The following is a 14,778-nucleotide window of genomic DNA, read 5'->3' as shown; positions in this document are numbered from 1 at the left end:
CGCATGCAGGTTTCGCGAAGGTAAGTGCGCGAAGACGCGGCACGCGCCAGACGGCCTTAAGCCGACAGACGCTTACGGCCACGTGCCCGACGGGCAACGATAACCTTGCGGCCACCCTTTGTGGCGATACGTGCACGGAAGCCGTGACGGCGCTTGCGAACAAGCTTGGACGGTTGATAGGTACGCTTCGTCATTTATTTTAATACCGCGGTGTGCGGCCCTTCTTGGGTTTGCTTCTTAGCAAGGGAGCGTTACGTTCCGGACACGGCGTTGCACAGGGCAAGGGGACTTGTCCGGACGTGGGCGGCTTATAAGAGCAAAGGGCCGCGAAAGTCAATTGCCGGGGCTGAAAAGCTGGAATCGACGCCGATTGCGCCATTTTCACGTGCCAACAGCAATACAGGGTACTATCTAAGATTTTCAACTTATGATTGAAGGTTAGCGCATGATAATGTAATTGATTAAACAAAGACCTAAGGCGCGAGTATTAGAATTGTTCAATTCCATATGAGGCTTCATTAACCATCGCCGCCTTAATGTCACGCCTGATGCAAGAACCCGGAAGTTGCGCCTTTCATGGCCTGTTGCCGGTCCCAGGGAGACACGTACATGAAAATTCGAGGCAAGATCTATCTCATCGTCGGGTTGATGAGCCTGATAGCACTGGCTGTGACCGGCATGGCGCTAACCGTGATCACACAATATAATGCAAGGCTCGTCCAGTTCGACAATGCCTCGGATCGCGCCTTTAACGGCGAGCATCTCAACCGGCTCGTCACCGCCGTCGTCATGGAAGCGCGTGGGATCTACGCAGCTCCAACGGTGGAAAAATCAAAGCCATTTGCTGAAGGCCTTGTGAAGAATCTCAACAAGATCGACGTTCTGCTCACGGAATGGAAGCCGCACGTTCCTGCCGAGGAAATTCCGGCCTTCGAAGCTGTTGTCAAGCGTGCCGCTGAATTCCGCACATTCCGGTCGGAAACTGCACGCCTCAGCCAGGAGGTCTCGCCGCAGTCTGCCAACGAGCAGGGCAATAACGATCTCAACCGCGCCAACCGCAAGGCCTTCCAGGCCGAGATCGATGCGATCGTCGAGACTGACCGTGCAGCTCTGGATGCGATCCAGGATGAAGTCAATGCCATCGAAAGCCGGATGATCCTGATGGTGCTGTTGACGGCGGGCTTCGGTCTGGTCATCGGTGCGGGAACGGCTTTCTACATTGGCACCAAGCAGCTCAGTCAGCCGATCCTGCAGTTGACCGGCACGATGAAGCAGCTTGCCGATGGCGACTTGAATGCCAACGTGCCCTTTGCCGGACGCAAGGACGAAATCGGCGAGATGGCCGGTGCCGTCGAAGTGTTCAAGCGCAACGGTTTGGCCGTGCGCGAAATGAACGCACAGGAAACGGCGCTGCGTGAAAAGAGCGCCGACCTCCAGTCGAGCATTGCCGTCGTCGTCACGGCCGCTGCCGCCGGCGACTTTACCCAGCGGATCAGCAAGGATTACGGCAATGCCGACCTCAATCGCTTCGCTGCCAGCCTCAACGAGCTGGTCGATGGTGTAAACAGCGGCGTCAACGAGACCCGCCGTGTCATCGCCAGTCTCTCGGGCGGCGATCTGACGCAGAATATGCGCGGCAATTTCCAGGGCGCCTTTGCCGAATTGCAGCAGAACGTCAACGACACGCTTTCAACCCTGCAGAATACCCTGCGTGAAGTCCGCACCACAACGGACTCGATCAACGGCAACTCGACAGAACTCCGCTCCGCAGCCGACGACCTGTCGAAGCGCACCGAACAGCAGGCCGCAGCGCTTGAAGAAACGTCTGCTGCGCTTGAGCAGATCACCGCTGCCGTTCGCAACTCCACCGACCGTGCCCAGGAAGCGACCGTCATGGTCACCGAGGCCAAGCAGAGTGCAGCCCAGTCCGGCGAAGTCGTGCGCAAGGCAGTCGATGCCATGGGCCGGATCGAGCAGGCCTCCAGCGAGATCGGCCAGATCACCAACGTCATCGACGAGATCGCCTTCCAGACCAACCTTCTGGCACTCAACGCCGGTGTCGAGGCAGCACGTGCCGGCGACGCGGGCAAGGGCTTTGCCGTTGTTGCCCAGGAAGTTCGCGAGCTTGCCCAGCGTGCCGCAAGCGCTGCCAAGGACATCAAGGGTCTGATCGCCAAGTCGGGCGCGGAAGTCGCAACCGGCGTCAAGCTGGTGCAGGAGACCGGTCAGGTTCTCGGCCAGATCGAAACGCGGGTGTTGAGCATCAACGACCACATCCATTCGATCGCCACGGCCGCCCGCGAACAGTCGACAGGTCTCGGGGAAGTCAGCACCGCCGTCAACCAGATGGACCAGGTGACCCAGCAGAACGCAGCGATGGTGGAAGAAGCCAATGCTGCCACGCACAAGCTTTCGGCGGAAGCCGACAGCCTGGCGCGGCTGATTTCGCACTTCAAGCTGGACGAAGCTCAACCGCTGCGTGTTGTCGCCGCTCCGGTTCGCGAAAACACCCGGCCGGTCGCTTCGCCTGCCCGCAAGATGATGGGCACTGTCGCCCGCGCCTTTGGCGGCGGTTCGGCCAGTGCTGCCGTGTCGAAGGACAATTGGGAAGAATTCTGATCCTTTAGAAAGGGATCGGACTTAAACAGCAATCCCGCGGCGATCCAGTGTCGCCGCGGGATTTTTGCATGCCGATCACGGCGACGTTTTTGATCGCGATCATTCGTTATTGGTTCGAGCAGTACTTTCCTTCTAATGCTGGAGCGATGGAACATAACGAGCGCGAGAGGCAGCAGCCGACAGTGGAAGGCCGCCGGGAAACCACAGCAGGGGACGGCGAACCGGCAGGGCCGCCGCTGATGCTGCGCATTGCCCCGCTTCTGGTGCTCGCAGCAGGCCTTGCCGTTGCCTATGGGCTGGGATGGCACCGCTACGTGACGCTCGGCTGGCTGGCGGATCAGCGCGAGGTGCTGCTGGGTATGGTCGCGCAGCATCCATTGCGGGCTGCGTCGCTGTTTTTCGTCGTTTATGCTACCGTTGTGGCGCTGTCGGTTCCGGCGGCATCGGTGCTGACGATCTTTGCCGGCTTTCTGTTCGGCTGGCTGACCGGCGGCATCATCGTCGTGATTGCTGCCACCATTGGTTCCTGTCTTCTGTTTGCCGGGGCACGCACGGTGTTCGGCGATATTCTCCGGCGGCGGGCCGGGCCGTTTCTCAAGCGGTTTTCGGCCGGCTTCAGCCGCAATGCCTTCAGTTATCTGCTGGTGCTGCGGCTTGCGCCGATGTTTCCCTTTTTCATCGTCAATATCGCGCCCGCCTTCTTCGCCGTCAGCCTGCGAACCTTTGCGCTGGCCACCGTGGTCGGCATCATTCCGGGCACGTTCGTTTACACGTGGCTTGGCTGCGGCTTCGAGGAGGCCATCGGCGATGCGGCCGAACACGGCAGGTCGCTGCAGCTGTCCGATTTCCTGACGCCAAAGCTGACTTTTGCCTTCATGGCGCTCGCCGTCATTGCCGCGTTGCCGCTTCTCGTGCAATTTGCTCGCGAAAAACGGCAGGCGGCGGGTGATCGTGGACAAGACTGACGGCGTGGCAACGGTTCTTTCCCCCGATATCTGCGTGATCGGCGCCGGCTCTGCCGGGCTTTCGGTCGCGGCAGGTGCTGCTGCCTTCGGCGTGCCGGTCGTGCTGATCGAGCGTGGGCGGATGGGCGGCGAGTGCCTGAACACCGGCTGCGTGCCCTCCAAGGCGCTAATCGCTGCAGCAAAGCATGCGCATGCGGTGCGCAAGGCGGCCGAGTTCGGGGTGAACGCCGGTGAACCGGTGATCGACTTCGAAAAAGTGCAGGCGCATGTCCGCTCGGTGATCGATGCGATTGCGCCGAATGATTCGGCCGAGCGGTTCACCGCGATGGGCGTGAAGGTCATCAGGGCCGATGCGCAATTTGCCGATCATGAGACCGTGACTGCCGGCGGGTTCACCATCCGCGCCCGCCGTTTCGTCATCGCCACGGGATCCTCGACGGTCATTCCGCCGATCCCCGGGCTTGCCGATATCGATTATCTCACCAACGAAACCCTGTTCGACCTCAAGAGCCTTCCACAGCATTTGCTGATCATTGGCGCGGGACCGGTCGGATTGGAGATGGCACAGGCGCACCGGCGGCTGGGCTCGAAGGTGACGGTTGTTGATGCGGGCAGGGCACTGGCCAAGGAGGATCCAGAGTTGGCGGGCATCGTCCTCGACCGGCTGCGTGGCGAAGGTGTCGATATGTTCGAGCATAGCCGGGTTCTATCTGTCGAAAAGACGGCAACTGGCCTGCGACTGGACTGCGAAACGCAGGCTGGACCGGTCAGCATCGATGGCAGCGCCCTGCTGGTTGCGACCGGCAAAAAAGGCAATACGACCGGGCTGGGACTTGAGGCCGCAGGCATTGCCGTGACGGCCACCGGCATCGCTGTCGATGGCAGCCTGCGCACGCAAAACCGGCGGGTCTATGCGATTGGAGATGTGGCGGGCGGGCTGCAATTCACCCATGCGGCCAATTATCACGCCTCGATGGTGCTGCGCGAAATCCTGTTCCGGCTGCCAGCGCGTGAAAACCGCGATATCGTTCCCCGCGCCACCTTCACCGATCCGGAGATCGCCTCTGTCGGCCTTGGCGAAGAGGAGGCCCGTGAGCGCTATGGCAAGGCCGAGGTCCTTCGCTGGCCCTATGCAGACAACGATCGTGCGCAAGCGGAACGCAGCACGGCAGGCCTGATCAAGATCATCACCGGCCGGCGTGGAAAAATTCTCGGGGTCGGCATTGCCGGGGCCGGAGCGGCCGAGATGATCAGCATGTGGTCGGTGATTATTTCCAACGGCCAGGGCCTGTCGCATGCGCGCAACGCCATCGTGCCCTATCCGACCATGACCGAGATTGGAAAACGCGCCGTCATCGCCTATTATACGCCCCTGACACGCACGCCGTTCGTCCGGGCCATCATCCGTTTGCTCAGACGTTTCGGCTGAGACGATGGAATTTTATGACATGACGGCAGAACCGACAGAAACCACGGCCCTTCAGAGGCAGCCGGCCCGCGCTGGCTTTTTTCGCGGCCTGTCCGGCAAGCTTCTGTTTTTGACCGTTGTCTTCGTCATGCTGGCCGAAGTGCTGATCTTCGTGCCGTCCGTTGCCAATATGCGCATTCGCTGGATGGAAGACAGGCTGAACACGGCGGCAGCGGCCGGCGTGGTGGTCGATGGCCTCCAGGACGTGCAGCTGTCGCGGCCGCTGCAGGAAGAAACCCTGATGGCGACCGGGACGAAGGCCATCGTTCTCAGACGCAAGGACGAATCGCGGCTGATTGCGGCGGTGGACATGCCGCCGGAAATCGACGCGCAGTATGACGTCGCCGCGATGACCCCCATCTCCGCCATCCGCGACGCCTTCGACACGCTGCTGTTCGGCGGCGACAAGGTGGTGCGGATCTATGGACCGATCGGCGAGAGCGACGCGATCATCGAAGTGGTGATGGAGGATGCGAGCCTGCGCAAGGCGATGCTGGTCTATTCGCGCAATGTCTTCTTCCTGTCGCTGGCCATATCGCTGTTTACGGCCGCGCTGATCTTTCTTGCCATCAACCGGTTGATGATCGCACCGATCCGCCGCATGACCACCAATATGCAGGAATTCGCAGCCGAGCCGTCCAATCCCGCCCGCGTGCTGGAGCCGGCACCGGGCCGGGACGAACTCTCCATCGCCGGCCAGCATCTGTCGGCCATGCAGCAGCAGCTGCAGAAAACCCTGAAGCAGCAGAAGAACCTGGCCGATCTCGGGCTCGCGGTTTCCAAGATCAATCATGACATGCGCAATATCCTGGCGTCGGCGCAGCTGATCTCCGACCGCCTTGCCGATGTTGACGATCCGATCGTCAAGCGCTTCGCCCCGACGCTGTTGCGCACCATCGACCGCGCCGTCGGTTATACGACCGAGGTGCTATCCTATGGCCGAACGACCGAGCCGGAACCGCATCGGCGGTTCGTCGAACTGCGGCCGCTGGTCAGCGATGTCGGCGAAATGCTGGCGATCGACCCGAATGCCGGGATCGAGTTCCAGATCCAGATCCCCGACGGGCTGCAGGTCGATGCGGATAGCGAGCAACTCTTTCGCGTCGTCCACAATATCTGCCGCAACGCGGTCCAGGCACTGATGAACGACCATGCCGACAACGGGGCTGCCCGCCTGATCAGCGTTTCGGCGCTGCGCACCGGCAGCGTCGTCAGCATCTCCGTCGATGACACCGGCCCCGGCATGCCGCCCAAGGCGCGCGAGAACCTGTTTGCGGCCTTCAGGGGCTCCGCCCGCTCCGGCGGCACCGGTCTCGGTCTTGCCATCGCCCGCGAACTGGTGCTCGCCCATGGCGGCACCATCGCGCTTGTGGAAAAGCCGACGCCGGGCACGCTGTTCAGAATCGAATTGCCCGACCGTCCTGTCCCCCTCGATGCTTTCCGCTCGAAGGCCAGGCGCTGACCGCACATTTTTAAAATCCCCCTCCAGCGTGGGCGAAACGGCGGTGTGGAAAGGCTTTGCGGCTGAAATCCATCCACAGTTTCAAGGATATAACCGGCCAGTTTCATCAAAAAAGAAAATTTCTGCCGAAATTCGCTTGCATTCGCCGGTTGGACGTTTTAGAGGATCGCCACGCAAGCGGTTAACGCCGCAGCAGGAAGCACCCGTAGCTCAGCTGGATAGAGCATCAGACTACGAATCTGAGGGTCGGACGTTCGAATCGTTCCGGGTGCACCATTTCTTTCAATGACTTATCAGTAAGACAAGGTAGTTTTCGCTTAACGGCGAAACGCCGCCGCAGCTTGGCGCCACGCCAGCGCGCCTCATAAGTCCGGACTATTTCTTCTTTCGCAGGGCCTCGATCAAGGTGCGGGTTTTTCCCGTGGCGTAGACGATGTCTTCGCGGTCGAGATGTACGGTGATCTCGACGTCTTTCCAGCCGGCACCATTTTCACGGGCGAAGATCACGGCCGCTTCCAGCGACGGAAAAACCGAAGCAGCACTTCCGGCAATCAAGAACTGCACCGTGCACTCCGCGTCCGAATAGTTGGTGAGCGCTTTGATGGGATCGAAAGCCATGGTCTTCTCCGGCAATTAGGTCATTGTTCAACCGGCAACGAAACGCCCCGGCTTCGTCGCTATAGCCGGAAAAAACCGTTTCGTCTCGCATGCGGTCACTGATGCGCGATGCAGAGATCGCGCGAAGAACCCGGTATCGCCGCGCCGGGAAAACCGGCGCGGCACTGGTTTTTTACCACTTCTGGTGAACGTGAACCTTGATCAGGCGCTCGTAGACATCGGCAAGGGCTGCCAGCGTTTCTGCAGGGATCGCCGGCAGTTCGCTGGCGGCGGCATTGGCCTTGGCCTGTGCCTCGTTGCGGGCGCCTGGGATGACGACGGAAACGGCCGGGCTCCGCAGGATCCAGGCCAGCGCGAACTGCGCCATCGACGCGCCCTGTGGCACCAGCGGCCGCACCTGCTCGACGGCCTCAAGTGCTGCATCCAGTGGCACACCGGCAAAGGTCTCGCCGACATCGAAGAACTCGCCGTTGCGGTTGAACTTGCGGTGGTCGTCATCGGAAAACTTGGTGTCTGCGTTGATCTTGCCGGACAACAGGCCGGACGCCAGCGGCACGCGCACGATGATACCGACATTCTTCTTTTGCGCCTGCTCGAAGAACAGGTCGTGCGGACGCTGGCGGAAGATGTTGTAGATGATCTGGATGGTCGCAACGCCGGGATATTCGATCGCCTTCAATGCTTCCTCGACATTTGACACCGACACACCGTAGTTGCGGATCTTGCCCTTGACGGTGAGGTCGTCCAGCGCACCGAACATTTCCGGCCTGTAGAACACTTCGGTCGGCGGGCAATGAAGCTGCACGAGGTCGAGCGTCTCGACGCCGAGATTGGTCAGGCTACGGTCGATGAAGGCTTCGATATTGGCGGCGGTATAGCCATCGGCCACATGCGGGTTCAGCCGGCGGCCGGCCTTGGTGGCAACAAACGGCTTGTCGCCGCCGCGTTCCTTCAGCACTGCCGCAATGATCTTTTCCGAACGGCCATCGCCGTAGACATCGGCGGTATCGACAAAGGTGACGCCGGCATCGAGAGCAGCGTTCAGCGCGCGCTTGCCGTCTTCCTCCGAAACATCGCCCCAGGCGCCGCCGATCTGCCAGGCGCCGAAGCCGATTTCGGAAATGGTCGCGCCGGTGCGCCCCAAAGTTCTGTTTTTCATGGTTTCATCCTCGCCGGACGGAGCGTGTCGCCCCGTCAATCCCGCCCCATGCGGGCGGGAAAACTCTGTTTACCCGCTGTTTCTATTCCGAATATGACAGGCTGGCCAGCAGCCAATCTTTCGGTAAGATGGGGTAGGAGGAAAAATAATTCTTGTTTTCAACGCGTTATCGAAAGCGTGTTGAAGCGGTGTCCGTCAATGGTCGAAGCGGAGGACTGCCCGGCCGCGGCTGAGGTCGAGGATCATTGCAGCAGCCGTCTGAGCCGCATCCCTGGGGATTTGCAAGGTGAGGCTGGCGCCGGTGTCGGTAAACGTTTCCGTGCTGACCATCACACCCAGCCCGCCGAGCCGGGCCTTGATCAGGGCCAGATCGGAAAAGTCGCAATCGACGGTGGCCTCGATCGTCTCGATGACCTCTATCTTCTCCGCAGCGCGCAGGCAGATCGCCGCCGTGCCGCCATAGGCGCGAATGAGGCCGCCGCTGCCCAGCAGCGTGCCGCCGAACCAGCGTGTGACGACAACGGCGATATGATCAAGCGATTGACCGTCGATGGCTTGCAGGATCGGTTTTCCGGCGGTGCCGCTGGGCTCGCCGTCATCGTTGAAGCGGTAGGTCTGGCCGATGCGGAAGGCCCAGCAATTGTGGCTGGCCGCCAAGTCGGACTGTTCGGCAATGAAGTCTCTTGCCGCCTGCTCACTGGACACGGGGCCACAGACGGCAAGAAACCGGCTCTTCTTGATTTCCTGCGCGTGGGTTTCGATGCGTTGAAGCGTGAACATTGGCTGGCCCGTTTGCGCGGTGATAGCGCATCGGGTGGTGTGGTGCCAAGACGTTGGTTTCCGGCGGGATGGCCCCCAACCTCCGTCATGCTCGCCCTTGTGGCGGGCATCCGGTCACCGCGCGTCTGCGCGGTGAGAGAACCTTTTCCCCACGGAAGTACATGAGTCTTTTGGCGCTGCAGACGCGGCGCCGCTGGCCCCGCCACAAGAGCGAGGATGACGGAGGTTGGAGTGTGCCTTGAAAATCCAACGCCCACCCTCGGGGTGTCCTAACCGATCGACATGAGGCTCGCATTACCCCCGGCCGCGGCCGTATTCACGCTGGTGGAAACCTCCTCGAGCAGCCAGTTCAGGCAATAGGCGTCCGGGTTTTTAGCAAGCTCGGCCGTCGAGGCTGCCTGGACCAGAACCAGCGGGCCGGGAAGGGCGGCGATCTGCTTGTTGAGGGTGCGGACACGGTCTGCCTCGCCTTCGATCAGCGCCCCTGCAAAGGGCACGTCCATCCGCCAGTCGGCGGTGAAGGAAACGCGGGCGGCGACGGTTGCCGGCAGCGATGCCAGCGCTTCCTTGAGACCGGATGCCGTATCGACCACGGCTGTGTTGCCGGTTGCAAAGACCGCGGCAAGCTGACGGTAAAGGCCATCGGCAGTCTGCGGCACAAGCAGAATTTTTCCGCGCGCATGCAGGGCGTAGAGGTTGCGTTCGCCGACCGGGCCGGCAAGCTCGGTGGTGAGGCCGAGCGCCGACTGGCTGCCGGTTTCGCGGGCATCCTGCGCCTGGGTTCTCAGGCTCTTGCTGTCCAGCCACTTGGCAAAATCGAGCAGGACCGGATCGGTATGAACCGAGCTGTGCTGCGGCGGCACCGGCGGCGTGGTGACGAGGCGGCCGAGATAGAGCGGGCCGCCCGCCTTCGGGCCGGTGCCCGACAGGCCACGTCCGCCAAAGGGCTGGACGCCGACGACGGCGCCGATGATGTTGCGGTTGACGTAGAGATTGCCCGCCTTCACCCGCGAGGTGACATGGGCAATCGTTTCGTCGAGACGCGTGTGCAGGCCGAAGGTCAAGCCATAGCCAGTCGCATTAATGTCGTCGATCAGCCGGTCGAGATCGTCGCGCTCGTAGCGCAGCACATGCAGGACCGGTCCGAAGACTTCGCGCTTAAGGTCGGAGAGCTGCTTCAGCTCGACGATCGTTGGCGGTACGAACGTGCCTTCAGAGGTCGCAGGCGGCAGCTCGATCTGCTCCACCTTGGCGCCGATGCCACGCATGGTCTCGATATGCTTTTCGATGATGCCCTTGGCTTCCGCGGTGATGACGGGGCCGACATCGACGGCAAGACGGTCAGTGCGGCCAATATCAAGCTCGTGCAAGGCGCCCTTCAGCATGGTGAGCACGCGGTCGGCAACATCGTCCTGCAGGCAGAGCACGCGCAGCGCCGAGCAGCGCTGGCCGGCGCTGTCAAAGGCAGAGGCGATGACGTCGCCGACAACCTGTTCGGCAAGCGCGGAACTATCAACGATCATGGCGTTCTGGCCGCCGGTTTCGGCAATCAGTGGGATCGGCTTGCCGGAAGCGGACAGGCGGTCGGCAAGCTGGGCCTGGATCAGCCGGGCAACTTCGGTCGAGCCAGTGAACATCACCCCGGCAATATTGGGCGCGCCGACAAGGGCTGCACCGACGCGGCCGTCGCCGGGAAGCAGCTGCAGTGCTTCTGCAGGGATGCCCGCCTCATGCAGGATGCGCACGCCTTCCGCTGCGATTAGCGGGGTTTCTTCGGCGGGCTTCGCCAGCACCGGATTGCCGGCGACCAGCGCCGCGGCGATCTGCCCGGCGAAGATGGCCAGCGGGAAGTTCCAGGGGCTGATGCAGACGATGGGGCCGAGCGCCTGATGCGCCGGGCCGAGCGTACGGGTCGCCTGTTCGGCGTAGTAGCGCAGGAAATCGATGGCTTCGCGGACTTCGGCAATGGCGTTCGGCAGCGATTTGCCAGCCTCGCGGACGATCAACCCGAGCAGCGTTGGCATGCGGGCCTGCATCAGGTCGGCGGCGCGCACCAGGCAGTGGGCGCGCTCGGTGGGCGAGACAGCGCTCCATTTGGCGCCTTCGGCACGGGCGATCTCGACGGCGCGGCGGGCATCGTCTTCGGCTGTTTCAATGACAGTGCCAACGACATCACGATGGTCGCCGGGATTGAGCACCGGACGGCTCTCGCCTCGCAGCGCTTCGGCGCAGAGATGCGGCGCGGCCGTCCAGTCGATCGCGGCGCTGGCCTTCAACGCCTCCGAGAGCATCGACAGCGAGGCTTCATTGGAGAGATCGAGACCGGCGGAATTGCTGCGGCCGGCATAGAGATCCGCCGGCGCCTTGATCTGCTCGTGCTGCGCGCCCATGACCGGCATGGCGCGGACGGTATCGACGGGATCGGCAATCAGGTCATCGATGGAGACGGCCGGGTCGGCGATGCGGTTGACGAAGGAGGAGTTGGCGCCGTTTTCGAGCAGGCGGCGGACGAGATAGGCAAGCAGCGTCTCATGCGTGCCAACCGGCGCATAGATGCGGCACGGACGGTCGAGATTGGCCTTGCCGACGACTTCGTCATAGAGCGGCTCACCCATGCCATGCAGGCACTGGAACTCGTACTTGCCGACCTTGAAATCGGGACCGGCCATTTCGTAGATCGTTGCCAGCGACTGGGCATTGTGCGTGGCGAACTGTGGGAAGACCACGTCGGTCGCGTCGAGCAATTTGCGGGCGCAGGCGATGTAGGAAATGTCGGTATAGATCTTGCGGGTATAGACCGGAAAGCCATCAAGGCCGTCGATCTGGGCACGCTTGATCTCGGCATCCCAATAGGCGCCCTTGACCAGGCGCACCATCATCCGGTGGCCGGAGCGGCGGGCGAGATCGATGATGAAATCGAGAACGAACGGGCAGCGCTTGCCATAGGCCTGGACGACGAAGCCCATGCCGTTCCAGCCGGACAGGGCAGGATCGAGGCGCAGCGCTTCGAGCAGGTCGAGCGACAGTTCCAGCCGATCAGCTTCCTCGGCGTCGATGTTGAGGCCGATATCATAGCTCTTGGCGATCAGCGCCAGCGCCTTCACCTTGGGTAGCAATTCCGCCATTACGCGGGCCGATTGGGCGCGGACATAGCGCGGGTGCAGGGCCGACAGCTTGATCGAGATGCCTGGGCCCTCATGGATGCCGCGGCCGTTCGAAGCCCTGCCGATGGCATGAATGGCGTTTTCGTAGTCGGCATAATAACGCTTGGCGTCAGCGGCCGTGGTCGCCGCTTCGCCAAGCATGTCGTAGGAGTAACCAAACCCCTTGGCTTCCAGCGTGCGCGAGCGTTTCAGCGCCTCGTCGATGGTCTCGCCGGTGACGAACTGCTCGCCCATCATCCGCATCGCCATATCGACGCCCCGGCGGATCACCGGCTCGCCGGCCCGCGCGATCAGCCGGGTGAGGGCGGCGGACAGGCTGCGGTCGTTGACGGTGGAGGTCAGCTTGCCAGTGACGACGAGGCCCCAGGTGGCGGCATTGACGAACAGGGAACGGCCGCCGCCGATATGCGAGCGCCAGTCGCCATCGGCGATCTTGTCGCGGATCAGCGCATCGCGGGTCGCTGTGTCGGGAATGCGCAGCAGGGCTTCGGCCAGGCACATCAGCGCCACGCCTTCCTGGCTCGACAGCGAATATTCATGCACCAGCCCCTCGACGCCGGAGCCCTTGTGCTTGGCGCGCAGCGCCGTGATCAGCTTGCGGGCCGTGGTTTTGGCGCGGGCGCGGATATCGTCGGGCAGGGTTGCAGCTGCGACCAGCGGCGGCAGGCATTCGGTTTCGGGGCGGCGGTAAGCGGCGGTGACCGCCTGGCGAAGCGTTGTCTGCTCGGCGATCGGCGGGGCAAAATTAAAAAAGGGAGCGGTTGGGGTATCGGTGCTGTTTTGTGGCTGCGGCTGGCTCATCGAAATCGTCCCTTTTCGAAGCTGTCAGGCACACGTGGCGTGGCCCGGAATTCATGGGCGCAAAATAGGGTAGAGGTCTCCGGATGGCTATCCGGGAAAATAGGCCTGATGCTGGACATTTAACCGAATTTAATCGCAAAAACCGTACACTATACGGCGATATCGAAATCGAGCCGGACGATCGGGCGTCAGAGCAAGACTTTCTGGGACAATTTATGGCGCGCCATCAGACACTCGTCATCGCCCGGCATGCAGGTGCGGCAGACGATCGGGCGCACCGCATAGATTTTACAGCCGACATGGATGCCAAGCTTGCCATCGAGCGCCGAACAGCGATTGTCCTCACACCGCATGCCGCCGAGATCGGCAGAGACATATTCGGTGGGGATAAGGTCCAGTTCCTCGTCTGTTTCCAGCGAAAAACGCGGCCAGTCTTCGGAATAGCTGCAGCAGGCGCCACAGCTCTGGCAGTCGAAATCATCGGTGGGAACGGCAAGGGTCATGGGGGCAGGGTAGCATGGAATTGAGGAGGGGTGGAAGGCTGTGGCTTCCTCTTCTCCCCGGCGGGGAGAAGGTGCCCGAAGGGCGGATGAGGGGGAAAACCGCATCCTCGAACGTGCCGGACCACCCCCCTCATCGCCTCGCATACGCTCGGCACTTCTCCCCGTTGGGGAGAAGAGGACAATTAAGCCACCGCCGCTTCTCTGACTGCAATTTCGTAATCCTCCGTATGCACCAGAATGCCCGTATCCGTCATCACGGCAATGCCATAGGCGGCGGGTTCATCGATGGCGAGCGAGGCATCTGGGGCGTCGAAGGGCATCGGCTGCTGGTGGACGGGGCTTTTGAACACCGAAAACGCAATGCCGCGGCTGGAGCCGGAGATCGTCCGGTGCACGTGGCCGGCGAAGATATGCAGGACATTGCCCCGGCGTTTGACCACATCGTAGAAATCCACCTCGTTGATCAGCCGTATCAGGTCCATGCCGCTGAAGCCGGTGGCGTGCGGCGGGTGATGCATGAAGAGAAGGACCGGCAGTTCGCCGGCGGTTTCCAGCTGGCGGTCGAGCCAGGCAAGCCGTTTGGTACAGAGGAAACCGGCATGGCTGCGCGGATAATCATAGGGCGGCGCAAACAGCGTATCGAGGATGATGGCGCGGCAATCGGCAAAGTCGATGACGCACTGGACGAAGCCATCCTCGTCTTGGGCAACGTCTGGAAAAACATTGAGAAACGTGTCGCGGTTGTCATGGTTGCCGACAGTGATGGCGAGCGGCGGGATCAGCCGGTCCAGCAGGCTTTTCAGCCGCTCGTAGGACGGCCGGTCGGCGCGGTGCGCCAGGTCACCCATGATGACCACCCGGTCCGCATCCGCATGGTAGCGGTTGACATGGTCGATACCGGCGGAAAGCCGTTGGAAAGGATCAATGCTGATGATGGACTGCCCCACCGGTACCATGTGCAGATCGGTGAAGATGATCAGCTTCGTCATTGCCGGTAATCCGATTAAAAAAGAATTTGCTAATTAATCCCATCACCGTGTCCGTGCCGACCGCACACGTCAAGCAACATAATTGGGAGGATTCAATCCAGCGTGATTTCAAGCCGGACTCGACCCAATCGGGTTATTGGTCAAGCGCGCTGTGCTGATCGAGGTGGGCTGGCACACGAAAAATCCGCTGGCGTGGGAGCGTCAGCGGAGTGATAGCCTTCGAGACTGGTATTGCCCGGGGGATGCGGTG

General features: G+C 61.7%; 11 protein-coding genes and 1 tRNA gene. 5 read left to right on the top strand and 7 right to left on the bottom strand.

The annotated features are described in order from the left end of the window. Positions 1 to 56: 56 nt before the first annotated feature. A complete protein-coding gene (rpmH, locus tag ACP7E0_RS07820; RefSeq protein ID WP_037104763.1) occupies positions 57 to 194 on the bottom strand; it encodes a 50S ribosomal protein L34 in 138 nt (45 codons plus the stop codon). Positions 195 to 609: 415 nt separating this feature from the next. Here rpmH and ACP7E0_RS07815 point away from each other — a divergent pair, with 415 nt between their 5' ends. The 5 genes from ACP7E0_RS07815 to ACP7E0_RS07795 all read left to right on the top strand — a co-directional run bounded on the left by ACP7E0_RS07815 (position 610) and on the right by ACP7E0_RS07795 (position 6,790). Further along, positions 610 to 2,619 carry a methyl-accepting chemotaxis protein gene (locus tag ACP7E0_RS07815; RefSeq protein WP_426124071.1) on the top strand — a complete coding sequence of 670 codons (2,010 nt, stop codon included), beginning with the start codon at positions 610 to 612 and terminating at the stop codon, positions 2,617 to 2,619. 68 nt (positions 2,620 to 2,687) lie between these two features. Next, positions 2,688 to 3,584, top strand: a complete 897-nt coding sequence (locus ACP7E0_RS07810; RefSeq protein WP_426124070.1) for a TVP38/TMEM64 family protein — start codon at positions 2,688 to 2,690, stop codon at positions 3,582 to 3,584. A gap of 4 nt (positions 3,585 to 3,588) precedes the next feature. Continuing rightward, the gene (locus tag ACP7E0_RS07805; protein ID WP_426124137.1) at positions 3,589 to 5,013 is read left to right on the top strand and encodes a dihydrolipoyl dehydrogenase family protein; all 1,425 of its coding nucleotides are present in this window, start codon (positions 3,589 to 3,591) and stop codon (positions 5,011 to 5,013) included. A gap of 19 nt (positions 5,014 to 5,032) precedes the next feature. After that, on the top strand, positions 5,033 to 6,514 hold the full coding sequence (locus tag ACP7E0_RS07800; protein ID WP_426124068.1) for a sensor histidine kinase: 1,482 nt from the start codon (positions 5,033 to 5,035) through the stop codon (positions 6,512 to 6,514). Positions 6,515 to 6,713: 199 nt separating this feature from the next. Next, a tRNA-Arg gene (locus ACP7E0_RS07795) sits at positions 6,714 to 6,790 on the top strand. Between the two features lie 99 nt (positions 6,791 to 6,889). Here ACP7E0_RS07795 and ACP7E0_RS07790 read toward each other — a convergent pair. The 6 genes from ACP7E0_RS07790 to ACP7E0_RS07765 form a co-directional block, all read right to left on the bottom strand. Beyond that, on the bottom strand, positions 6,890 to 7,132 hold the full coding sequence (locus ACP7E0_RS07790) for a hypothetical protein (RefSeq protein ID WP_426124066.1): 243 nt from the start codon (positions 7,130 to 7,132) through the stop codon (positions 6,890 to 6,892). Between the two features lie 172 nt (positions 7,133 to 7,304). Beyond that, complete coding sequence (locus ACP7E0_RS07785) at positions 7,305 to 8,291, bottom strand: aldo/keto reductase (protein WP_426124065.1); 987 nt, start codon at positions 8,289 to 8,291, stop codon at positions 7,305 to 7,307. Positions 8,292 to 8,486: 195 nt separating this feature from the next. Further along, entirely contained in the window at positions 8,487 to 9,071 is a 585-nt protein-coding gene (locus ACP7E0_RS07780) for an IMPACT family protein (RefSeq protein WP_426124064.1), read from the bottom strand. 269 nt (positions 9,072 to 9,340) lie between these two features. After that, positions 9,341 to 13,036: a trifunctional transcriptional regulator/proline dehydrogenase/L-glutamate gamma-semialdehyde dehydrogenase gene (gene putA, locus ACP7E0_RS07775; protein WP_426124062.1), complete on the bottom strand. Its 3,696-nt coding sequence runs from the start codon at positions 13,034 to 13,036 to the stop codon at positions 9,341 to 9,343. Between the two features lie 188 nt (positions 13,037 to 13,224). Further along, positions 13,225 to 13,539 carry a YkgJ family cysteine cluster protein gene (locus ACP7E0_RS07770; RefSeq protein WP_426124061.1) on the bottom strand — a complete coding sequence of 105 codons (315 nt, stop codon included), beginning with the start codon at positions 13,537 to 13,539 and terminating at the stop codon, positions 13,225 to 13,227. Between the two features lie 182 nt (positions 13,540 to 13,721). After that, positions 13,722 to 14,528 (bottom strand): phosphodiesterase, encoded by an 807-nt coding sequence (locus ACP7E0_RS07765; RefSeq protein WP_426124060.1) that lies wholly within the window; start codon positions 14,526 to 14,528, stop codon positions 13,722 to 13,724. Positions 14,529 to 14,778: the final 250 nt, after the last annotated feature.

This window comes from Pararhizobium sp. PWRC1-1 (assembly GCF_049897905.1).
Lineage (GTDB): Bacteria > Pseudomonadota > Alphaproteobacteria > Rhizobiales > Rhizobiaceae > Pararhizobium.
Note: the sequence above shows the minus strand (reverse complement) of the source record. Positions and strands in the feature narration are given on the sequence as shown.